Source organism: Syntrophomonas curvata (genome assembly GCF_052976825.1).
On the sequence record NZ_CM129641.1, the window covers coordinates 1,622,508 to 1,645,621 of the forward strand.

Here is a 23,114-nt window from a genome sequence, read left to right on the forward strand (position 1 = left end):
TTGATTGACGTATCATCGACAGATTGGGTCTGATTGTATGAAATATAGCATATCAAGCAAATTTGGAGGAAAGTCATATGCCCGGTGACAGACGTGTGAAATATACAAAAATGGTTCTGCGCGATAGCTTGATCAAGCTGCTGCATGACAAACCGATATCCCGAATAACCGTTAAAGAGCTCTGCGAATATGCGGATATTAACCGAGCGACTTTTTATGCCCATTATGCCGATCAGTTTGACCTCCTCAAACAGATAGAAACGGAATTAATTACAGATATTAATTCATATCTCGACAATTTTAATATTGAGACTGGGGAAACGGACCTGCTGCCAATGATATTCAGGATACTGGAATACATCGAGAAGAACAAAGAATTATGCCGTGTACTGCTTGGTGAAAACGGGGATATGGATTTCCGGACCAATATATTTCATCTGCTAAGAGACAGGGTGGTTTTCGAGTGGCAGAAAAACAGGCAAGTGGATGATAATACAGCGGAATACATTTATACTTATGTGGTAACAGGAAGCATTGGAGTAATCAGTAAATGGCTGCTTGACCAGAATCCCCTACCGCCGCAGAGCATGGCGGAGTTTGTAACCTGCTTGGTCAACCAGGGGATTGGGTTTTTTATCGCTTGAGGAGGAGAAAATAACGGGCGCATACCAAGAAGGCCGCGCCATCTGCAGAATGATAAACTACCCGGTTACGCAGCCACCAAAGTTGAGCTGTTAATAAAAAATGGTTGGCAGGTGAGTAAAATGACGCTCCAACAATTAAAATATGTAATTAAAACGGTGGAATGCGGTTCCATCAGTGAAGCCGCAAAACAGCTTTTCATTTCCCAGCCCAGTCTTTCCAATGCCATAAAGGAGCTTGAGGGAGAGCTTGGCATCGAAATCTTTAGCCGGTCGGCAAAAGGGATAGCGCTTTCTACCGATGGGGCCGAATTTCTTTCCTACGCACGAAATGTTGTGGAGCAGGCTGAGCTTTTGGAGCAGCGCTACAAAGATAAAAAACCGTCAAGACAATTATGTTCTATCTCTACCCAGCATTATGCGTTTTCAGTGAATGCTTTTGTAAACCTGGTTCGGCAGACCGATGTGGATGAATACGAATTTACCCTGCGTGAAACCCGTACCTATGAAATTATTGAAGATGTTAAAAATATGCGCAGCGAGATAGGCATCCTCTATTTAAATGAGTTTAATGAAAAGGTAATTACGAAACTGCTGCGTGAAAATCACCTCACGTTCAATCCTTTATTTACGGCAAACCCCCATGTTTTTATAAGTTCGGAAAATCCACTGGCGGTAAAAAGCTTCGTCACCCTGAAGGATTTGGAGGATTATCCGTGTTTGTCCTTTGAACAAGGAGAATTTAACTCGTTTTATTTTTCGGAGGAAATATTAAGCGCCGTTTATCATAAGAAAAGCATCCGCGTCAGCGACCGTGCGACACTGTTTAATCTGCTGATCGGATTGAACGGATACACCATATGCACGGGTGTATTGAGCAGTGATTTAAACGGCAGCAGCATAATCTCGATTCCATTGGAAACTAAGGAAAAAATGACTGTCGGTTGGATAACAAACTCCAAAGCAGTCCTTAGCCGCTTTGCGGCCAGTTATATTGATGAACTGAAAAGACTCATCGCCGAGTATGGATTTACTGTTTTGTCATAAAGCAAACCGGAACCAACCGGTCTTCATTACGGGGAAGCCAGCAAACTTTTTACCGCTTCGCTGATTTTCCGGGCAATATAGGCGTTGTTCATGGTATAAAGATGGATGCCGTCAACGCCTTGGGAAACAAGATCTACAATTTGATCGACGGCATAAGCTATCCCGGCATCCCGCATCGCTTCAGGTTTATTTTCGTAGCGCTCCATCATCTTGGTGAATTTTTTGGGAAGATCAACCCCGCAGAGGGTTACCATCCGTTCGATCTGCTTTTTATTTACCACCGGCATAATCCCGGCCTCAATAGGTACGTCTATACCTGCGCATTCCGCCCGTTCCAGAAAAGCGTAAAAGTAATTGTTGTCAAAAAACAGCTGGGAGATCAGATGGTCTACGCCGGTCTCGACTTTTATTTTCAGATTCCTTATATCTGCAGCTATGCTGGATGCTTCTCCGTGCCCCTCAGGATAGCAGGCCGCGACAATATTGAAATCACCGTGCTCCTTAATAAAAGCGATCAAATCACTGGCGTGTTTAAACTCCTGTTGGGGAGAAACGGAGGGATTGAGATCGCCCCTTAATGCCAGTATATTCTCGATATGGTTGGCCTCCAACTGCTGCAGCAAAGACAGCACGTCTTCTCTGGTTTGGTTGATGCAGGTCAGATGGGCCACCGCTTCCCGGCGGTACCTGTTTTTTATGGCCGATGAAATGGCGATAGTGGAAGCGCTGTTGTCACTGGCGCCTGCTCCGTAGGTTACGCTGATAAAGTCGGGGTAAAGGTCATTAAGCTGGTCAAGCGTTTTATAGATCGTATCCGGCGAAGACGTCTTCTGGGGTGGAAAAACCTCAAAGGACAGCACGGTTTTTGTTTTGAATAATTCTGATGTTTTCATATCGTTAAACTTTCCCTGATTTCTTTAGCGGCCATAACCAGGTTCTTAAGGCTCGAAACCGTTTCCGCTTCCTCCCTGGTTTTCAGACCGCAGTCAGGATTTACCCATAGTTTTTCTTTTGCTATTTTGGCCAGCATCCCGGTCAAGGCCGCTTTGATTTCGCCGACAGCGGGAATCCTGGGGGAATGAATATCGTAGACGCCTGGGCCTACCGCTGTCCTGAAGTCGCAGGAATTTAATACGTCGACTATGCCGAGATTGGAACGGGAAGCTTCAAAGCTTATAACATCAGCATCCATATTATCGATTTCTTCCACAATATCATCAAATTCGCTGTAGCACATATGGGTGTGAATCTGGGTTTCCGGCCTAACCCCGCTATGAACCAGCCTGAATGCCGGTATGGCCCAGTCCAGGTACTCTTTGTGCCAATCAGCCTGTCTCAGGGGAAGCTTTTCTTTCAGTGCCGCTTCGTCGATCTGGATTATTTTTATGCCCCTGGCTTCAAGATCCAGGACCTCTTCCCGGATTGCCAGCGCGATTTGGAAGGCGGCTTCCTGCAGGGAAATATCCTCACGGGGAAAAGACCAGTTGAGTATCGTTACCGGACCGGTAAGCATCCCTTTGACCGGCTTGGCGGTCAGGCTCTGGGCATAGACTGAATATTCAACGGTTATGGGATTTGAACGTGAAACATCACCCCATATAATCGGCGGTTTTACACATCGTGTTCCATATGACTGCACCCATGCTTTTTCGGTGAACAGAAATCCGTTCAGGGCTTCACCGAAATATTCCACCATGTCGTTGCGCTCGAATTCGCCGTGAACAAGCACGTCAAGACCGATTCTTTCCTGCAGGGCGACACACTCTTGGATTTTCTTTTTATTGAAGGCTTTATACTGTTCCTCGGTAATCTCCCCTTTTTTAAATGAGGAACGATTGGCTCTTACCGCAGCCGTCTGGGGGAAAGAACCTATTGTAGTTGTGGGCAGTAACGGCAGGTTAAGTTTTTGCTGCTGGATCTTCCCGCGCTCTTTATATATAGGAAGCCTTATAAAATCCCTTTCAGTAAGTGCCGCAAGCTTTTCTCCAACCGTGTTATCGGGGTCAGAAAAATTTTCATTAAATAGCTTGGCGTTTTCCAGGTATTTTGGATTATCGCCGCTATCAGTCTCTTCAATGAGGAGTTTCAAATCTGCAAGTTCGGCCAGCTTTTCTTCCGCAAAGGAAAAATGCTTCTTATAGCTGTCGTCCAGCCGGGATTCGTTTTTAAGCGAATAGGGAACATGGACAAGGGAACAGGAGGTCGATATTACGGCGCTGACTGCATAGCCTGTGATTTTTTTAATCATCGGAAGTGTTGCTGCATAATTGTTCTTCCAGATGTTTTTTCCGTTCACAACCCCGGCAAATAAGGTCTTGCTAGCTGGAAAGCCATTACGTTCCAAAAGTTCGAGGTTTTTTTGCCCTTCGATGAAATCCAGGCCGACACCGTCAAAATCAAGCAATGCAATATTAGCATAGCAGTCACGCACATCGCCAAAATAGGTCTGCAAAAGCACCTTGATGCTTCCCTTGGCATTGAGTATTGGGCTGTAAAGGCTTTTTAACAGCTGTATATCAAGGGCCGTCATATCGGTTACAAGTACCGGTTCATCAAACTGCACCCATTCAGCGCCGAGTTTATCGAACTCCATGAGTATTTCAGAGTATGCTTTGATAATGCTGCCGGCGAAATCAGATGCTCCTTTCTTTCCCGTGAAACTCGCAAGCTTTATAAATGTAAGGGGACCAATGATAACCGGTTTGGTTTTAATTCCGGCTGCTTTTGCCTCCAGGAATTCATCGAATGGCTTTCTGCCGACCAGCTTAATTTCCGCAGCATCTTCTATCTCCGGTACCAGGTAGTGGTAATTGGTGTTGAACCATTTTTTAAGAGTGAGTGCCTTGGCATCACCATTTGCACCTTGGTAACCTCTTGCGGCGGCAAAATATTCTGCAAGGGGATCAAGCTTCAGGTCTTTATACCTTTGGGGAATTACATTCAGCATGAAAGACGTGTCCAGCATCCCATCATAAAAAGAAAAGTCGTTTGACGGGATGAAATCAATTCCGCTCTCGACCTGTTTAAGCCAATGAGCCTGGCGAAGTTTGGCTGCCGTTGCATGCAGCTTTTCATTTGCTATTTCACCTTTGAAATGACTTTCCAATGCAAATTTCAGCTCTCTGGAGTTTCCTATCCTCGGATATCCTATAACTGCTGTTTTCATAATGCTGCCCCTTTCTTGCCCGGTGGGTTGAAGTAATTATATTATCGGTTGAGCAATATAGGGTAACACTTATTAACTATGATGATATATAGTTGTAAGCTATATGCCGGCAATGCATCCAGCGCTAACGGCTATAGAGTATATTAAAAACTAAAAGCCACGCAAACCTGCGTGGCTTCTTGATTTCATATGGCAGGGGAGAGAGGTCTCGAACCCCCAGCCCTCGGTTTTGGAGACCGATGCTCTGCCAATTGAGCTACTCCCCTGCGTTTCATAGCAAAACATATTCTAGCATAAAAAAGGCCATCCTTCAAGGATAATATGGGTAATTGTTGCCCTAACCACTTAATCGGGTATTTCTTGAACCTGCTGTTGTTTAGCAGTATCATTTAACTTGGATTATGCACTGGTGAGTAATATACGCGAAAATGATGGAATATTAATGGAGAGATGACAGAATTATAAAGTGAGAGAGTAATTATTAAAAACTAAGGCAGGTGGATTCATTTGAGCAAGGTGCTGGTGCTCATGGGGGGCACTTCCGAAGAACGAGAGGTTTCATTAAATAGTGGTCAAAATGTATGTAGAGCATTGGAACAGAAAGGCTTTCAGGTTGAGGCCCTGGATTTCAAGAGGGATAACCTTAATAGGATAGCGGATATAGCTCCTGACGTGGTCTTTATAGCCCTGCATGGCAGAAACGGGGAAGATGGTACCGTTCAGGGTTATCTTGATCTGCTGGGCATACCCTATACTGGTTCGGGGGTGGCCGCCAGCGCAATTTGCATGAACAAGATTATTACCAAGAAACTGCTGAGCTATGAAGGTCTTCCAACCCCTGATTTTATCATTATGAAGAAAAAAACTTTTGACCGGGCCGCGTTTGTGGTCCGCTCTCTGGTGAAGAAGTTCGGCTTACCCATGGTGATAAAGGCTGCCACCCAGGGCTCCAGTATCGGAACCTATATCGTTAAAAAAGAGGGCGATATTTTGCCTGCGATAGAAGCAGCTTTTCAATATGATCAGGATGTCTTGATTGAGAAATATATCGATGGTACTCTGCTGACGGTCAGCGTACTGGGAAATGAGAATCCTTGCGTATTGCCTATTATTGAAATAACGTCCAGCAACGAGTTTTATGACTATGAATCCAAATACACCCCCGGTATGTGCGAGCATCTTATCCCCGCCCGGATTAATGAAGACTTGCAGAACACCATAATGAGGATAAGCGAAGAGGCCTATAAATCAGTTGCTTGCCGGGGATTTGCCCGCATAGATTTTATGGTGGACCATAAGGGCCGTCCCTATATTCTGGAGATCAATACCATACCGGGACTGACCGATATGAGCCTGGTTCCCGATGCTGCAAGGGCTGTGGGTATATCTTATGAAGATCTGATAGAGCATTTGGTAAGCCTGGCTCTGGAAAAATAATTGAAAAGAGGATAGAGGACAAAAACAGCGAATAAGATATCATTACCCTGAAAATTAGGGAGTCTTGAAATGACTAACTTTTTGCCGTCGGGAATTATAAAAGATACTACCACCGATATATACCAGAAGGTACAGGAGTTAAAAAAAGAACGAGACCTGCTGCGTTTGCAAAAAGGTCTGGGGGAAATCGAAGAAATGGCTCTGGAACTGGCCGTATTCCTGGAGAAGCTTTCATGTGACCCTTTGATTTATACTGGAGCAGGTAGCACGGAAGAAGTTATTAAGCGTTTGGACTGGGCGCTAACCTTTAGTGAAGATATTGACCCGGTGGAGTTTTTTAAATACAATCTGCAAATGAAGAAACGAGAGAGTAAGTAATATGCCAGCAGTGACCATAGCCTTGAGATGATGAGTCTTAAGGCTATTTTTATTGCTTAATGGGTAGTGGCGTTAGGCTATCGGCGAAGAGATATATGGAAATCAGTCTGACTTAAGTGTATTAAATATCCCCACTACCTTATGCCCTTATAAGGAAATCTGGTATAATTTCATTATTACTTTTGGAAATCTGGCGGAAAACCTCCAATTAAGCGTTGCTCTAATCATTGAGTTTCGCATGGCAAGCTTTTAAAGCGCGTACCGGGTATAAGCGGGGAGATGAACGATGGACAAAAGATTGCAGGAAATAGGGGAGAAGGTTAAGCAGAAAATCAGGTTGAATAAAGAAGATGGAGTCTATCTCTATCATTCTGATGATCTGCTGGCTATCGGCGCCATGGCGCGGACTAAAAAGATAGAGGCGTCGCAGCGGTATGTATACTTTAACGTGAACCGTCATATCAATTTGACCAATATCTGCGTATCCCGGTGTAAGTTCTGTGCGTTCGGGGTCGACGAAAATGGCACAAGCGGTCCCTATGTCATGAGTCCGGAGGAAGCTTTTGCCTTTGGAGCGGAGGCGGTTGGTTACGGCATAACCGAATTCCATGTAGTGAGTGCGCTGCATCCCAGTAAACCCTTTGATTACTATGTGGAAGTGGTGAAACGTTTGCATGAGGCTTATCCGCAAATCCATATACAGGGGTTCACGGCGGTGGAGATATTCTATTTTGCCCAAATCAGCGGCCTTTCAGTGCGGGAGGTCTTATCCACCCTGAAAGAGGCCGGATTAGGTTCGATGCCGGGGGGAGGGGCGGAAGTGTTCAATGACGATATCCGCCGTGAACTATGCCCGCGCAAAGCCATGAGCGACGACTGGCTGCGGGTACACCAGACGGCGCATGAACTGGGTATCAAAACCAACTGCACTATGCTCTACGGACATGTGGAGAGTATTGAGGATCGGGTCGATCATCTTATGCGCCTGAGGGAATTGCAGGATACTGCTCCCGGCTTTCAATCCTTTATCCCCTTGCCTTTTTTGCCGGATAATACCAGGCTGAGCCACATCGGGAGAACCAGCGCCCTGGATGATCTCAAAACTATGGCCATATCTCGGTTGATGCTGGATAACATCGACCATATCAAAGCCTTCTGGATCATGCTGGGGATTCCTTTGGCCCAAATCGCCCTGGAATTCGGAGCCGATGACCTGGATGGCACGGTTATAGAAGAGAGGATAATGCACTCGGCCGGCGCCAATACCGAAAAAGGAATAGACAAGCAGGCCATTGTCGAATTAATCCGGGAGAGTGGATACACCCCGGTGGAACGTGATACTCTCTATAATATCATAGAGATATTTTAAAAGGAGCATATTAATATGAAGCCAAGAGTCGGGCATATTCAATTTATAAATTGTTTCCCGCTTTTTTACGGTCTGATCGAGAAAAAATTTTTACTGGAAATAGAGCTGATAAAGGGTAATCCTACCGATCTTAATCGCATGCTGGCCGATAATCTGCTGGATCTGGCACCTATTCCATCTATAGCTTATGCCCGCAATTATCGGGATTATGTTTTAATGCCCGATATTTCGGTGAGCTGCGATGGCGAGGTCAAAAGTATTTATCTGTTTTCACGCCTGCCCATCGATAGGCTGCATAATAAAAAAATTGCCCTGACCAACATATCCAGGACCTCCCAGGCCTTGTTGCGTATTCTGATGGCCCGTTACTACAACGTTTCCCCGGAATATTTCCAGTCGGCGCCGGAACTGGGGGCTATGCTGATGGAAGCGGATGCGGCTCTGTTAATCGGCGACGACGCATTAAGAGCCCGCTATAAAACTTACGACCGGCTCCATATATATGACCTGGGGCAGGAGTGGAAGAATTTTACCGGCTTACCCATGGTTTTTGCGGTTTGGGCGATTCGCCGTGATTTTGCCCATAGCCATCGGGATGAATTAAAACTTATCCGGGACACCTTCACCGATTCCATCAAATTCAGTCTGGAATGCATCCAGGACTGTGCGTCCAAGGCTTCCCAGTGGGAGGACTTCAGCTCTGATTATCTGGTAGAATATTTTAACAGCCTGCGTTTTGATTTTGACCCCCGCAAACAGGAAGGACTGCTGCAATATTATAAGGAAGCCAAAAACCAGGGCCTGATTGATGAAGTACCTCCAATCGAAATTATAGGCTTATAGTTTAGGAGGTCAATTTGAACAGCAGGGATTTATTAAAAGAAATAGCAGAGGGCCGGCGTATGAGCCCGGAGGAGTTTGTTTTCCTGGATGGAAACGCGGATTTTCTTGCTCTGGGACAGGCTGCCGACCAGGTGCGGCGCCGACGTTTTGTTAATGACAGAGTGACTTTTGTCATTGACCGTAATATCAATTATACTAATATCTGCACCTGTCAATGCAAATTCTGTGCTTTCTACCGCCATAAGAATGATGACGATGCTTATGTAATAGATAAGGCGGCCCTTTTTGCCAAAATTGAAGAAGCTATTGAAATGGGCGCTTCACAGTTAATGATTCAGGGAGGGCTCAACCCGGAACTCCATGTTGAATTTTTCGAAGAAATGTTTCGCAGCATAAAGGCCCGCTATCCGGTGCAAATACACTCCCTGAGCGCACCGGAAATAGCTTATATTGCCCGCCGGTCAGGCCTGGAGGTAAGGGAGACCCTGCTCCGTTTGCAGGCGGCCGGCCTGGATTCATTGCCCGGAGGAGGAGCGGAAGTACTGCACGATGAGGTCAGGCAGTATATAAGTCCCCATAAAATCAGCAGCCGGCAATGGCTGGAGGTAATGAGGACTGCCCATGGGATAGGCATGAAGACTACCGCCACCATGATGATGGGGAGTGTGGAGCGTTTGCAGCATCGCCTCTACCATCTGGATATGATAAGAAAGCTCCAGGACGAGACCGGAGGCTTCCGGGCGTTTATCATATGGACTTACCAACCGGGCAATAACGAATTAATGGGCAAAAAGATATCATCGCTGGCTTACCTGCGTTTTCTGGCCTTATCCCGTCTTTACCTGGACAATATCGACCATATTCAAGGTTCCTGGGTAACCCAGGGGAAACAGATTGGTCAGCTTTCCCTCTTGTTTGGGGGAGATGATCTGGGTAGTATAATGATTGAGGAAAATGTGGTGCGCTCGGCGGGAGTGGCTTATAAAATGAACAAAGAGGAAATGATCGCCCTGATCCGGGCTGCAGGCCGGAAACCGGCTTTGCGGGATACCGCTTACCGGATACTGGAGGAATATTAGATAAGGAGTAAATCGCCATGCCGGTACCGCAATGTGACTTTGCCCTGATCGGCGGGTCCAGCACCTTGAATATAGATTTGCCGGAGAGCCTGGGCCTGGATTACGTGCAGGTCGCAGACCGGAACCTGGTTTATAGCACCCCCTGGGGGTTGAGCCCTGAATTCAAGGAGTTGATTATAAAAGGGGAAAATGGTGATAGGCGGGTATTAACCTGCCGTATGCACGGCTGGCGCAAAGGAGTTACCCGTGCCGATGCTTCCCGTCAGGTATTTTGGGTATTGCGCGCCGCCGGAGTAAAAAAAATCGTGGCCGAAGGCGGGGTAGGGGCTATTAACCACCTTTTAAGGACCCGCGACCTGCTTATCCCCGATGATTACATGGATTTTTCCATGCGCAAGGATGTGGGCCTGGATGAGCGCCACCTGTTGGTTATGCGGGAGGCTATCTGCCCCGCAATGAGGGAAACATTATGCCAGACGGCGGAAAAAGACTGGCCGGGGCGGGTGTTCGAGCGGGGTGTTTATGTCAACACCGACGGCAGACATTTTGAAAGCCCGGCCGAAGTAAATTTCTACAAAATGGGCGGGGGCGATGTCGTGGGCCAGAGTATTTGCCCTGAAGTCTATCTGGCAAGGGAAATAGGCGCTTGCTATGCCGGGCTTTATCTGGTGGTGAATTATGCCGAGGGTATAGTTGCTCCGTGGCGGCACGAAGAACTGGCTGATATATACTATAATGAAGGTATAGCTATGGGAAGAATCCTTTTGCGGTTTTTATACCGGCTTTCTCCGGAACAGGGGTGTACTTGCCCCGAACTGCGGAAGGAGACCTTGCTGAAGCCGATCTATTCGGAATAAGTTATTATAGATATTAATGGATTGAAAGGGAGGGGTTCATTAATGGGAACCAGGTCTAACAGGAGCACCATAAAGCTAGTATTATTTCTGGTAGCTTTGGGGATACTGTCCTATCTGGCTGCACTATATGTCGACTGGCTCTGGTTCAGCTCGGTAGGTTTCAGTAAAGTTTTTAAGACCCTGCTGCTTAATCGTATAGGTGTTTACCTGGTAGTTTTTCTTGTCACTTTAGCAGTGTTTTACTTTAACCTGAAGCTGACCCGCAGACATCTGGGGGAACAGGAGCGGCCGGATGAAAATGACGAAGGCCGGGAGATTATTTATCTGGACCAAGAAAGAAATCCCTTAAAAGGATTTTTTAAAGGCAAGACCGCCAGATGGATATTCCTGGGCATCAGCGTACTGGCAGCGCTAATGGTAAGCTCTACCGCCGCCGACAATTGGATAGTGGTGCAGCAGTTCATCAACCGTGTACCTATGGGTACAGCAGATCCTCTATTCCACAAGGACATCGGTTTCTACTTTTTTAACCTTTCCTTTTACCGCTTTGTTTATGGCATCCTCATGATGGTGTTGATATTGACCACCTTGGCAGTTGGCTTTATTTATATGATAAATGCCTCTACCGAGCTGCTGTTCGGGGACTGGAGGCAGTTTACCTTTGCCAAAAGCCACGTGGCTTTACTGCTGGCGGCAGTTTTTGGCCTGAAGGCCATAGGTTACAAATTATCAGCCTATGATCTGTTATTTTCCCCCTCCAGCATCGTATATGGGGCAACCTATACCGATGTTCATGCCAAACTGCTGGCCTATAAGGTTCTCCTGATTATTTCCCTGCTGGTGGCAGCAATGATACTGGCTAATATCTTTGTTAAAAGGCTGAACTGGATACTCATAAGCATCGGAGCCTGGATAGCAGTGGCGATAGTCATGAACGGGGTTTATCCTGCCCTGCTGCAAAAGCTGGTGGTGCAGCCCAACGAATTTAACCGGGAGCGGCCCTATATCGAATCCAACATCAAATATACCCGTCAGGCTTATGGCCTGGATAAAGTAGAGAACCGCAAGTTTAACGTAGACTTCGACCTTAAAATTGACAACCCCAATAATCAGGATACCATTACCAACATACGTCTTTGGGACTGGCAGCCGCTGACGGATACTTATAAAAGCCTGCAGGAACTGAGACCCTATTATGTTTTTAATGATATGGACATCGACCGCTATATGGTTGATGGTCAATACCGCCAGGTAATGATATCTGCCCGGGAACTGGAACAGGATAATCTCAATGCCGAGGCCAAAACCTGGGTAAATCAGAAACTGATGTACACTCATGGCTACGGCGTGGTGGCGAGCCCGGTCAATGAAGTCGCCCAGGAAGGCTTTCCCAATTTCTTTATCAAGGACATACCGCCCCGCTTTGCCACTTCGCTGAAGGTAAAACGTCCCGAGGTATATTTCGGCGAACGCACTGACGATTATGTGATCGTAAATACCAAGCAAGAAGAATTCGATTATCCGTCCGGAGATACCAACGTATATTCCAATTATGAAGGGGAAAATGGGCTTAAGATCAACTCTTTCGGACGCAGGCTGATTCTCAGCTGGGTTCTCAAAGATTACAAAATGGCGCTTTCGACTGAGGTAAACAATAACAGCCAGATATTGATGAACCGCAATATTCTTGAGCGTACTAGAAAAATCGCTCCCTATCTCAGCTTTGACGGTGATCCCTATATAGTAATTGATGACCAGGGAAAATTATTCTGGATACTGGACGCCTATACCACCAGCAGCCGCTATCCCTATGCCCAGCCGTTTGACCGCATGGGCAACAATTATCTGCGCAATTCGGTTAAAATAACCTGCGACGCCTATACCGGAGACCTTGTTTTTTATATGGCTGACTCCTCGGACCCTGTAATTAAGACCTTCAGCCGCATATTCCCGGGGATGTACCAGCCCCTGCAGGAGATGCCCGCCAGCCTCCGGGCTCATGTCCGCTATCCGGTTGATTTGTACCAGGTACAGGCGGAAATATATAAGACCTATCATATGACCGATCCCTATGTATTCTATAACAAAGAAGACCCTTGGCTTATACCCAAAGAAGTAGTCAATAACGAACAGCAGACTATGGAGCCGTACTATATCATCATGCGTTTGCCGGAATCGGAGCAATCGGAGTATATATTGATGCTGCCTTTCACCCCTAAGAGCCGTCCCAATATGATTGCCTGGATGTGCGCCCGTATGGACGGGGACAATTACGGCAAATTGCTGGTATATAACTTCCCTAAGCAGGAGACTGTCTACGGTCCGGAACAACTGGAATCAAGGATAAATCAGAATACCGAGATTTCGCAGCAGCTGAGCCTGTGGAACCAGCAGGGTTCCAGGGTATATCGCGGCAATCTGCTGGTTATACCCATGGATAATTCCCTGCTTTATGTTGAACCCCTCTATCTGCAGGCTGAAAATAGCCGGATACCGGAACTTAAAAGGGTTATTGCCGGATTCGGCGACGAAATAGTGATGGAAACGTCTTTGGAACAGGCGTTGATCAAGTTATTTGATAAAAAACCATCAAGCATTTCGACCGATATCGATACTAAAACACCTCAGACAGCTGATGCCGGAACCGATAGTGTCGCCGAGTTGGCAAAGCTGGCAAGACAGTATTACGATCAGGCCAACCAGCGCTTGAAGGATGGAGACTGGGCCGGGTATGGCGAAAACATCAACAAGCTGAATGATATTATTCGCAGACTGGAAAAGAGCTCAGGTAGGTAGAAAAAAACAAGATTATCTATTCCAGCGGGGCCAATAAATTCCTCCTGCCGGGTAGAAGAAAAACATTAGATAGAGAGATAGAAAAAATATAAAGTGGCTGTTCTTATAAGGGGGAAGAACAGTGCTGAAAATCAATGACCGGATTAGCCTGATTATAAGTGAAACCGGGTTCACCTATTGTAACTGTCTGTTTATCGACGATGATATTAGAACAATTATTGACACCGGTGCCAACCGCAAATCGTTGGAAAAAATTAAGCCGGAAAGCGTAGACATAGTCCTATATACTCATCATCATTTTGACCATACCCGCGGTAATGGGTATTTTACCAGAGCGAGCAAGTATATCCATGAACTTGATTTTCCTGCCCTGGAAAACATGGAAAACTTTATCCGCTATAACTCCATTGACCGCTGGCTGGATCTGATGCCAGGTGACGACTTCATAAAGTCGGGGATGATGCTGGGATTAAGCGAGGAGCAATTTCATGGAATACAACTGATAGATAATAAATTCAGTGACCAGACCCTTTTTGACCTTGGGCACACCAGGGTACAGGCTCTGCACACCCCGGGACATTCGCCCGGGCACTGTGTCTTCTGGTTTCCGGAGGAGGAGCTTTTATTTTCCGGAGACATATGCCTTACTAAAGCAGGCCCGTGGTATGGAGAAGTATTCTCCAGTCCGGATGATATGCTGAATTCAATCGAGCGGGTAATAGCACTGAAGCCGAAACAAATGACTTCCTGTCATATTAAACGACTTTATGATGATGTTGTACCCCGATTAACCGAGTTTAAAAACCGTATATATAGGCGTGAGGAAAGGATATATAAATACCTGATAAAGGATGCTGCCGGAGTGGACGAAATTGCTGACCAGCATCTGATCTATCTGCAGCACCCTACCCCCTATGTTCTATTCTGGGAAAAACTGATGGTAATAAAGCACCTGGAACGGCTGATAAGGGATGGCCGGGTGGAAGAAGCCGAATCAGGATTATATCGGGCTATTTAACCACATATTTTTCCGGGTTATTTCGGAAATTCAGGAGAGTGATGTTTTGTGGAATCGCAGAAGAAGATGAAGATCGTATGCCTGGGCGACAGCATAACCTACGGTTTCCCTTTTGGGCCGCGGGTATCCTGGGTGAGTATGCTGCAACAAGCCCTGGGTGTAGAGGTAATCAACCAGGGTATTAACGGAAATACCACGACTGACATGATTGGACGTTTTGAAAACTCGGTCTCGAAACATAATCCCACCCACCTTATTATTATGGGCGGCATTAATGATGTAATCTGTGCAGAGTCTTTTGACCGGATTTGCTGGAACCTGCGCGAGATGATAGAAAAAGCCCGGGAGGCAGGTATTGAAGTTATATTGGGAATACCTACTGCAGTTGACGAACCCTACTGGGAGAAACTAATTATGCGGATTCGCCGGTGGATGAAGGACTATGCCCGGGAACATGACCTTGAGGTGATAGACTTTGCCGCTGCCTTTTACGATGAAAACGGCAATTTGAAAAGCGAACTGCTGCTGGCCGATGGCGGTCACCCCGACATCAACGGCTACCGCGCCATGTTCGATCAAATCGACCTCAGTATTTTTGCATAAAAAGGAAGGTATGATAAGGAGGATATATTGTGCAGCACCGCATGAAAACACACCCTTTGACCGAACAACAGATAAACAACTTGCTTCAGCGAGCGCAAACCGGCACTTTGGCAACACTGAATCCCGATGGCACACCGTATAGCACCCCGATCCATTTTGTCTATTGCGGTGACGCCGTCTTTATCCATGGGTTGCCGAAGGGCAAAAAGCTCGACAATATTGCCCGCGATTCCAGAGTCGGATTTTCTGTTTATGAAATGGATAAGCTGCTGCTGAACCCGAATGGAAAACCATGCGACACAAACACAAAATACGAAAGTGTGATTATCTCCGGTACTGCCAAGATCGTGGATGATATCGAGGAAAAAAGAATTGCGCTGAGAAAAATCGCGGAAAAATATACACCTTATCTGGCAAACAATGAAATCCCCAATAATAGGGTTAACGGAACAGCGGTGATACGGATCAATGTGACAGAAATGACCGGAAAATACTATTTATAGTTTTCTTTACAGACGAGGCACTTATGGTTAGCCATACCAGTATCGCCCTGTTTTTATACTGCCGGTGGGGTTTGTTCGGGTTTTAGGGGGGGGACTTCTATAATAGTATGGTTTTCCTCATCTCCGGGTTTAAATACCTTTACCCGGGCCAGATTTAAATTTTTGGCATCACTGTACCGGGCTACTACAGCAGCAGCATAAGCGATCAGGTCTTCGCTATAATTACCGTAGCGCAGCAGACCCAGCGGGCCGGGACGGTCAGCTACCTTCATCAGCAAATCTTCCGGCCAGGCATTGGTCTGAATTTTTCTGTTCTCAGACTGGTTTCTCCCTACTACCAGCAGCCTGTCATCACCCACTATAAAATGACGGCCCAGCTTGAGTATTTCCATTTCCTCCGCGCGAGTTTCCTTGTCCCTTTCTAAAACCCTTTTCAAACGGCGGGCAAAATTCTGTTCAGTTAACAGGCATCCCCCTGCTGGTGAAGGATAGTCCTTAATTCCAAATTTCTCTGCCAGTTCCATCTGCACATGGCGGCCGCGTCCATTGATGTCCAACAGCGCTTCCCGATTTATCCATCCTCTTAGTTCGGGTTCAGTAGGGGGCAGTATTTTACCCGACAGAGGCCTTACAATAAAACCCCGATAACCGGAAATTTTGTCTACGGCGTTAAGAGCAGATTTGTTCTGGCTCATAGGGCGCTGGCCTACGACTTCCCCGGTTATCAGGAATGAAGCATCTGCCTGTCCCATATAATCTCCGGCTTTGTGCAGCATAAAACCGTGACAATCGATACAGGGGTTAAGGTTCTTGCCGTAGCCGTATACCGGACTCCTTAAAACACCAGGTATATACTCGTCACTGATATCCATGGTAATAAGCTCTATTCCCAGATTGCGGGCGGCCTGTAAAACGGCGGGATCGGCACCAAAAAAAGGGGTGACAAAATTAATCCCCATAACCTCAATACCCTGATTCTTAATCAGCATGACTGCCAATTGGGAATCGAGACCCCCGGAAAAAAGACTTATGGCTTTCAATCCTGGCACACTCCCTTTTCCATATAATCATCTTCATCTGTCACCCTGATGCCGTTTTCTTTCAAAAGGGCGGCAGTGACCCCGTCAGCCTTGCGGGTCTTATAGCTAAAACTGCCATCATATATATATCCGTTTCCACAGGAAGGGCTGCGGCTTTTCAGGACTGCCGTATCTGCATCTGCCAACTGGGCTATCTTAAGCGTTTCATAGGCTCCCTTAATATAGTATTCGGTAACATCAAGCCCATCCCGGGTAACAACCCGGCTGTTACCAACCAGCACATCCTGGCCTGATCCGCCTAATATTTCTGCAGGCTTCCTGGGGGTGGGCAAACCTCCCAATTGCTCAGGACATACCGGGATGACTTCGCCCTCCCGCAGCAACTCCATAAAATAGAGGTTTATATTATTTTTACCGTTATATTTGCAATTAACTCCGCACAAACAAGCGCTGACCAATTTCACCCGTATCCATCTCCTTAATTTCAATCTGTCCAATCGATAGTACCATGGAGAGGTAAGAAAATACGTAAAGTATTAGCAAAGATTTGGCACTTTACATATGATATGATACAAAACATTTACGGCGGAGACAAATAAATGAACGATTTTATGATGGCAATTGTCAAGGCAGACCCACAACTGGATCAGGATTGTTTATTAATCAGTGCCGATCTAGCCGGTCATACCGATTACGGGTATAACCAGATGCTAAGGCTGGGGGTGGGAAAAAGCAGCCGTAACATAAAGACCAGGATAAGCACATCACGTATTGATAAAAAGACTCTCACCATGCATCCGGTGCTCATAAAAAAAAGTTTTCTGCATGAAAACCGCAAATACGGAGTTAAGTTTGAGCAGGATGAGATCCGGGTCGGACCGGTGGTTGGAATCATAGCCCCCAAGCAGGATAGTAAAAATCGACCCTTTGGCAGCCAGACCACATTTTTTCAAGAAATAATGGCCAGCGGCCGTCAACTGGGTCAAATATGTTTCGCCTTTTATTTTGCCGACATTGATTGGAATAAAAAAGTGATTAACGGATACTTTCACGGTAAAAACGGATGGCAACGCGGCAGATTTCCGATGCCGGATGTCATCTATCCCAGAAGTAAATTCTGGGTCGCCAGCAGAGCTGAAAGCAGACGCAGGCTTAACCGATTAGGGGTACAGATACTTAACCCACCCATGGTAGGGAAATGGGAAGCTTATCGCCTTTTTAAAAAAAATCCGGAATTAGTGCCATATTTACCTGAGACCAGACTGATAAACAGTTTTCGGCAGGTTGATTTAATGGTCAAGAAATACCGGGCCGTTTATCTTAAACCAGTAAACGGCACCCAGGGCAAGAATATCATTAGAGTAAGTAAAAATAAGAAATCCCCCGGTTATTGTTATCAGTATCATTCTAACGGAAGCTTATGCAAAGGCAACGCCTCCGATCTGCTGCACCTGCAAAGACAGTTGCGTCCGGTGATGGCGGGGAGAAGCTACCTGGTACAGAAAGAAATCAACCTCTTAAGAAATGAAGGGGGAATTGCTGATATTCGGGTCATGGTGCAAAAGAACCATAACGGCAAGTGGGAGGTAACCGGAATGGCCTGTCGGATTGGCAAACCGGGAGCCATAACCAGCAACATCAGCAGCGGCGGTAGCGGCAAGAAAGTTGAGACTGTACTCAACAAGGCTTTTACAGGCAGCAAGCAGGTTAACCAGATTATAGAAACAATAATATTCGTGTGCAACAATGCTGCTCAAAGTGTAGAAGAGTATCTGGGCAATTGCGGGGAAATGGGAATAGATATCGGTGTAGACAGATTCGGGAAGGTATGGTTTATTGAAGCCAACCTGCGTCCTGCCCGGCATGTGTTTTCCTTGATTGGAGAGAAACAAACTCGCCTTAAATCTGTAGAGACCCCACTATTATATGCCAGATATCTGGCAGGATTCTAAGTAAAAGGAGAGGTAGAAGATTGAAAACGGCAGGCAGAATCTCCATCTCGCGTACACTGGTGCAAAAACTGGGTATAGTGGTGGAACCGCTGATTACAGTTCGGGTTGGTGCTCTGATGGTGAAAAGCAGGCTGCAGATCCATGATACGGGGAGGGGAAATTACATGCTTTCCCCGGAACTGATTCAGGCCTTACACATAAAAAAAAGCAAAGGGCTAAAGGTGCGTTACCAGCCGGAAGAGAAAACATTACATCTGGGCCCTACCATTGGCATAATGGCTACCTATATCCCGGGCTCCAGCCGTGAAGAAGTAGACCCGCGCAGCCTGCAGGCAGAACTCATCTACCTTAGCATTGTGAGCAAGTCCTTTCCCGGACAGGTATACATTTTTACCCCCAGCGGCATAAACTGGGCAACTAATACTTGCCGGGGATATGTTTACCATCAGTTTTCCGCTACCCGAGGCAGGTGGGAATCGGCTCTCTATCCCATCCCGGACGTTGTGTATGACCGCATTCACAGCCGTTCGGCTGAAGCCCGCAACAGTGTGAAATATGCTAAAATCAGGCTAATGCAGATGCCATACTTGCATTATTTTAATCCCCATTACCTGAATAAGTGGAATGTGCACCAGATCATGACCACTAATCCCCTGTTAAATGACTACCTGCCCGAGACCCGGGAATTGACCCATGACAATCTGGAAGAAATGTTGAGAAAACACCGTACACTATTTTTAAAACCCAGCAATGGGAGCCTGGGTAAGGGTATAATAAAAGTAACCTCTAATCGAGGACAGTTCAATTACGTTATATATAGGGGTAAGCGTTTGCGAGGCCAGGCCCATAGTGCTGCAGAACTTATGAATAAGACGAAGAAGTTTCGTGACGACCGGCATTATATAGTACAACAAGGTCTGGAACTAGTTAAATACCGGGGGGCCACGTTTGACCTGCGCATAATATATCAGAAAAACGGCCGCGGTGAATGGCAGATTAGTAAAAAATTCTGTCGTATTGCTCCGCGGGGAAGCAGTATTTCTAACCTCAGCAGCGGGGGGCGGGTGGAAAAAAGTCTTAAGGTACTGCAGCATATATTTAAAAAGAGTGACGTGATTGATTCCAAGCACGAACAAATACGGCTATTGTGCAAAATGGTGGCCAGTACTCTGGAAAACGATAACAACAGTACTTTCGGTGAGTTGGGCATGGATATAGGGATTGAACGTAATGGGCGCCTCTATCTGATCGAAGTTAATTCCAAGCCCAGGAAAACAACCGAAACCGTATTTTCTCCTGCAATAGTCAGAAATACCTTTAAAAGGCCGCTGGCCTATGCGAGCTATTTGGCCGGGTTTAATATTAAATAACCGGCTTGTGAAGGAAAAGGGCTTCAAGTAGAGAATAGGAAAAGATAAAAATGATTGCAGGGTGGGTTATCCCACCTTATTGCTTAATTCGGTTTTAAAATAAACTGCATTTTATGCTAGGAGGGTAAGAAAAAAATGGGAGTTAATCACCTGGGTGTATTAACCGGTGGTGGTGACTGTCCCGGTTTAAATTCAGTGATACGGGCGGTAACCAAGACGGCTGTTCTAAAGTATGGACTGGAGGTTATCGGCTTCATTGATGGCTTCCGGGGGCTGGTGGAGAATAATTATATTCAGCTCGACTTGCGTCGGGTATCCGGTATCGGGCACACCGGAGGCACCATACTGGGTACGACCAATCGGGACAACCCGTTTAATTTTATGACTACGGTAAAGGGGATAGAGCAGGCCAGCGACCAATCGGATCGTGCCGTCAGCAACATCAGGAACCTGGGGCTGGACGGTTTAATCGTTATTGGCGGCGATGGCAGCCTCAACATCGCCTATAAATTTTATCAAAAAGGAGTTAAAATTGTAGGAGTTCCCAAGACTATTGATAATGATCTATCGGCTACAGATGTTACCTTTGGCTTTAACACCGCAGTCAATACCGCATCCGAAGCCCTGGACAAGCTCCATACCACCGCCGAATCCCACCACCGGGTAATGATTTTGGAGGTTATGGGAAGATATGCCGGGTGGATAGCCCTGCATGCCGGCATGTCAGGCAGCGCCGACGTCATACTTATACCGGAGATACCGTACAACATAGACGCTATCGTAGCCAAGATCGCGCAGCGCTTCCGGCAGGGGAAAAAATTCAGTATTATAGTGGTGGCCGAAGGTGCTCATAATGCCGGAGGGGAAATGGTAGTTCACAGCCTAGTGCCTGAAAGCCATGACCCCATTCGACTCGGCGGAATCGGGCAGAAGGTGGCTGAAGAGATTGAGAGCAAGCTTCACGATATAGAAACCCGGGTAACGGTGCTGGGCCATCTGCAGCGGGGTGGGGGGCCGATACCCTATGACCGCATCCTGGCTACTCGTTATGGGGTGGCAGCGGTGGAAGCCTTTATGGAAGGAAGATACGGAACCATGGTCAGCCTACAGGGCAAAGAAATAAGAACCGTAGATTTACAGGAGGCTATAAAAGAAATCAGACTAGTGCCGCCTGACAGCAACATCGTAGATGCGGCCAGAGCAATAGGGATCAGTTTCGGCGATAGTTAATTGATTAAACATGGGATTATCATGATATCGGGAAGGGGTCAATTAAGGTGGAAAAGGTAGCGGTTCTTGGGGCCGGATTGATGGGGGCCAGAATAGCGCAGGTAGCTGCCCAGGGGGGATACTCGGTAATCTTACGTGACCTGCAGATGGGATTGGTTAGGGATGGATTACAGGCCATTGCCAAAAATCTGGATAAGATGATTAACCGGGAGCAAATAGATGCAAAAGCTAAAGAAGAGATTATGGAAAGAATTCAGTGTACAACCGACTTATCGGATCTGCGCGAAGCTGATTTGGTCATTGAAGCGGTAGTGGAAAACATGGCGGTAAAGAAGCAGATTTTCGCTGAGCTGGACAATATTTGTCCAGCTCATACGGTGTTGGCCACCAACACCTCGACTCTGTCTATCTCAGAAATTGCTGCGTCCACCAGAAGACAGGAAAAGATTCTGGGAATGCACTTCTTTAACCCGGTAGTTTCCAATCGCTTGGTGGAACTGGTAAGGGGAATGGAAACATCGGATGAGACTATTGCTAAAGCGGCTGACTTTGTGGCAACCATGGGCAAGGATTATGTAGAAGTGAAAAGGGAAAGTCCTGGTTTTATTGTCAACCGTATTCTAATTCCCTATATCAATGAAGCCATATTCACCTATGGTGATGGTTTGGCAGGTATTGAGGAAATCGACCTGGCGATGAAACTTGGTGCCGGTATGAAGGAAGGACCATTGGAATTGGCGGATAGGGTTGGGCTGGATACCATTTCCTCCATCCTGGAAGTATTCTGGCATGAATTCAGGGACACAAAATACCGGCCCCATACTGTGTTTTCAACCATGATCAGGGCAGGGTATTATGGTAAAAAGAGTGGACGTGGTTTTTACCAATATTAGAAATGAAGGGGTGGGGTTATGGTAAAAAAGTTGCGGGGAATAAGTTTTGGGATACTAATGGGCTTGGTAGTCTTTGGCTTCTCATTCTGGGGGATAGGTTTTTCATTGGGGCCTGAAGACACTACCCTTAAATTATTGCTATATATACCGGCGTATCTCTTCCTATTTATATATATAGTATTACTATTTAGCGCCTTCAACCTGGGTTACCGCATCGAAGGCGACGGACTGGTCATAAATTGGGGATTGCGCAGGATTCATATTGCCTGGCAGGAGATTGAAAACATAATCCAAGTCGAAGGCCAGAGCAATCTGTATTCAATTTTTGGCATGAGCTGGCCCGGCTATATGGTAGGGCTATATGCGGCCAAGGGTTTGGGGACTGCCAGGATGTACGCCACCGACCCCTGGAAAGGATTTATCTATATAAAGAGCAGCAAGGGCTTTTACGGCATCACTCCGGCAGAGGAAGAGCTTAAGAGCATGCTTGAGGTGATGGCTGAGAAAGCGCACAAGCCGGTGGAAAAGGTCAATATGGATACTATGGATCCGGATATTAAAGGCGAAAGCATGCAGGATGATAATTTCTATCACATCCTATTTCGTTTAAACATCATATTTCTAGTGGGATTTGGAGCATACCTGGCCCTATGCTTCCCCGGTTCCGGCGCTCCTGATTTCACTGTTCTGCTATTGGTTCTGGCTGTTGCTCTGTTTTTCTTCAACATTGGCAATGCGGGCAGGCTGTTCCAATTCAGCAGTACCGGTGGATACGTGCTACAGGTGATAAGCCTGGCAGTAACCGGATTGTTTATCATATTGGCATTATCGGAGATAACCTTGAAATAATACTAAATCGATAATAGTTTACCGTATCAATTATTATGTAAAC

Annotated in this window: 21 protein-coding genes and 1 tRNA gene; 17 read left to right on the forward strand and 5 right to left on the reverse strand. The window is 46.4% G+C overall.

Annotation, left to right across the window (positions count from 1 at the left end):
- Window positions 1–77 precede the first annotated feature (77 nt).
- Both ACU70B_RS07255 and ACU70B_RS07260 read left to right on the forward strand, forming a co-directional pair.
- On the forward strand, window positions 78–644 hold the full coding sequence (locus tag ACU70B_RS07255) for a TetR/AcrR family transcriptional regulator (protein ID WP_447182905.1): 567 nt from the start codon (window positions 78–80) through the stop codon (window positions 642–644).
- A 120-nt stretch (window positions 645–764) separates the two neighbouring features.
- Entirely contained in the window at window positions 765–1,688 is a 924-nt protein-coding gene (locus ACU70B_RS07260; protein ID WP_447182906.1) for a LysR family transcriptional regulator, read from the forward strand.
- A gap of 26 nt (window positions 1,689–1,714) precedes the next feature.
- Here the strand turns inward: ACU70B_RS07260 and metF are convergent, their stop codons facing one another.
- The 3 genes from metF to ACU70B_RS07275 form a co-directional block, all read right to left on the reverse strand.
- On the reverse strand, window positions 1,715–2,581 hold the full coding sequence (gene metF, locus ACU70B_RS07265; RefSeq protein ID WP_447182907.1) for a methylenetetrahydrofolate reductase [NAD(P)H]: 867 nt from the start codon (window positions 2,579–2,581) through the stop codon (window positions 1,715–1,717).
- A complete protein-coding gene (gene metE, locus ACU70B_RS07270; RefSeq protein ID WP_447182908.1) occupies window positions 2,578–4,854 on the reverse strand; it encodes a 5-methyltetrahydropteroyltriglutamate--homocysteine S-methyltransferase in 2,277 nt (758 codons plus the stop codon). The genes metF and metE overlap by 4 nt, the downstream gene beginning before the upstream one ends.
- Window positions 4,855–5,044: 190 nt before the next feature.
- Window positions 5,045–5,120, reverse strand: a tRNA-Trp gene (locus ACU70B_RS07275).
- 250 nt (window positions 5,121–5,370) lie between these two features.
- Between ACU70B_RS07275 and ACU70B_RS07280 the strand changes: the two genes are divergently transcribed.
- The 10 genes from ACU70B_RS07280 (at window position 5,371) to ACU70B_RS07325 (ending at window position 15,737) form a co-directional block, all read left to right on the forward strand.
- Complete coding sequence (locus tag ACU70B_RS07280; protein WP_447185724.1) at window positions 5,371–6,291, forward strand: D-alanine--D-alanine ligase; 921 nt, start codon at window positions 5,371–5,373, stop codon at window positions 6,289–6,291.
- A 69-nt stretch (window positions 6,292–6,360) separates the two neighbouring features.
- Window positions 6,361–6,669: a hypothetical protein gene (locus tag ACU70B_RS07285; protein ID WP_447182909.1), complete on the forward strand. Its 309-nt coding sequence runs from the start codon at window positions 6,361–6,363 to the stop codon at window positions 6,667–6,669.
- A 286-nt stretch (window positions 6,670–6,955) separates the two neighbouring features.
- Window positions 6,956–8,038 (forward strand): aminofutalosine synthase MqnE, encoded by a 1,083-nt coding sequence (mqnE, locus tag ACU70B_RS07290; RefSeq protein ID WP_447182910.1) that lies wholly within the window; start codon window positions 6,956–6,958, stop codon window positions 8,036–8,038.
- A 15-nt stretch (window positions 8,039–8,053) separates the two neighbouring features.
- Window positions 8,054–8,881 carry a menaquinone biosynthetic enzyme MqnA/MqnD family protein gene (locus ACU70B_RS07295; protein WP_447182911.1) on the forward strand — a complete coding sequence of 276 codons (828 nt, stop codon included), beginning with the start codon at window positions 8,054–8,056 and terminating at the stop codon, window positions 8,879–8,881.
- Between the two features lie 14 nt (window positions 8,882–8,895).
- Window positions 8,896–9,960: a cyclic dehypoxanthinyl futalosine synthase gene (mqnC, locus tag ACU70B_RS07300; protein ID WP_447182912.1), complete on the forward strand. Its 1,065-nt coding sequence runs from the start codon at window positions 8,896–8,898 to the stop codon at window positions 9,958–9,960.
- A 17-nt stretch (window positions 9,961–9,977) separates the two neighbouring features.
- Window positions 9,978–10,817, forward strand: a complete 840-nt coding sequence (locus ACU70B_RS07305; protein ID WP_447182913.1) for a phosphorylase family protein — start codon at window positions 9,978–9,980, stop codon at window positions 10,815–10,817.
- A gap of 42 nt (window positions 10,818–10,859) precedes the next feature.
- Window positions 10,860–13,613, forward strand: coding sequence for a UPF0182 family membrane protein (locus tag ACU70B_RS07310; protein WP_447182914.1), 2,754 nt, complete (start codon window positions 10,860–10,862; stop codon window positions 13,611–13,613).
- A gap of 121 nt (window positions 13,614–13,734) precedes the next feature.
- Window positions 13,735–14,631, forward strand: coding sequence for an MBL fold metallo-hydrolase (locus ACU70B_RS07315; protein WP_447182915.1), 897 nt, complete (start codon window positions 13,735–13,737; stop codon window positions 14,629–14,631).
- Between the two features lie 48 nt (window positions 14,632–14,679).
- Window positions 14,680–15,234: an SGNH/GDSL hydrolase family protein gene (locus ACU70B_RS07320; RefSeq protein ID WP_447182916.1), complete on the forward strand. Its 555-nt coding sequence runs from the start codon at window positions 14,680–14,682 to the stop codon at window positions 15,232–15,234.
- 29 nt (window positions 15,235–15,263) lie between these two features.
- Entirely contained in the window at window positions 15,264–15,737 is a 474-nt protein-coding gene (locus ACU70B_RS07325) for a pyridoxamine 5'-phosphate oxidase family protein (protein WP_447182917.1), read from the forward strand.
- Window positions 15,738–15,790: 53 nt separating this feature from the next.
- Here ACU70B_RS07325 and ACU70B_RS07330 read toward each other — a convergent pair whose 3' ends face one another.
- On the reverse strand, window positions 15,791–16,777 hold the full coding sequence (locus tag ACU70B_RS07330; RefSeq protein ID WP_447182918.1) for a tRNA 4-thiouridine(8) synthase ThiI: 987 nt from the start codon (window positions 16,775–16,777) through the stop codon (window positions 15,791–15,793).
- The gene (locus tag ACU70B_RS07335; RefSeq protein ID WP_447182919.1) at window positions 16,774–17,241 is read right to left on the reverse strand and encodes a 2-thiouracil desulfurase family protein; all 468 of its coding nucleotides are present in this window, start codon (window positions 17,239–17,241) and stop codon (window positions 16,774–16,776) included. Before ACU70B_RS07335 ends, ACU70B_RS07330 begins: the two co-directional genes overlap by 4 nt.
- Window positions 17,242–17,376: 135 nt before the next feature.
- Here ACU70B_RS07335 and ACU70B_RS07340 point away from each other — a divergent pair, with 135 nt between their 5' ends.
- From ACU70B_RS07340 to ACU70B_RS07360, 5 genes are all read left to right on the forward strand, one after another.
- Entirely contained in the window at window positions 17,377–18,729 is a 1,353-nt protein-coding gene (locus ACU70B_RS07340) for a YheC/YheD family endospore coat-associated protein (protein ID WP_447182920.1), read from the forward strand.
- Between the two features lie 20 nt (window positions 18,730–18,749).
- Complete coding sequence (locus ACU70B_RS07345) at window positions 18,750–20,099, forward strand: YheC/YheD family endospore coat-associated protein (RefSeq protein WP_447182921.1); 1,350 nt, start codon at window positions 18,750–18,752, stop codon at window positions 20,097–20,099.
- 135 nt (window positions 20,100–20,234) lie between these two features.
- On the forward strand, window positions 20,235–21,329 hold the full coding sequence (locus ACU70B_RS07350) for a 6-phosphofructokinase (RefSeq protein ID WP_447182922.1): 1,095 nt from the start codon (window positions 20,235–20,237) through the stop codon (window positions 21,327–21,329).
- Between the two features lie 47 nt (window positions 21,330–21,376).
- Window positions 21,377–22,222 (forward strand): 3-hydroxyacyl-CoA dehydrogenase family protein, encoded by an 846-nt coding sequence (locus ACU70B_RS07355; protein WP_447182923.1) that lies wholly within the window; start codon window positions 21,377–21,379, stop codon window positions 22,220–22,222.
- An 18-nt stretch (window positions 22,223–22,240) separates the two neighbouring features.
- Window positions 22,241–23,071: a PH domain-containing protein gene (locus tag ACU70B_RS07360; protein WP_447182924.1), complete on the forward strand. Its 831-nt coding sequence runs from the start codon at window positions 22,241–22,243 to the stop codon at window positions 23,069–23,071.
- Window positions 23,072–23,114 lie beyond the last annotated feature (43 nt).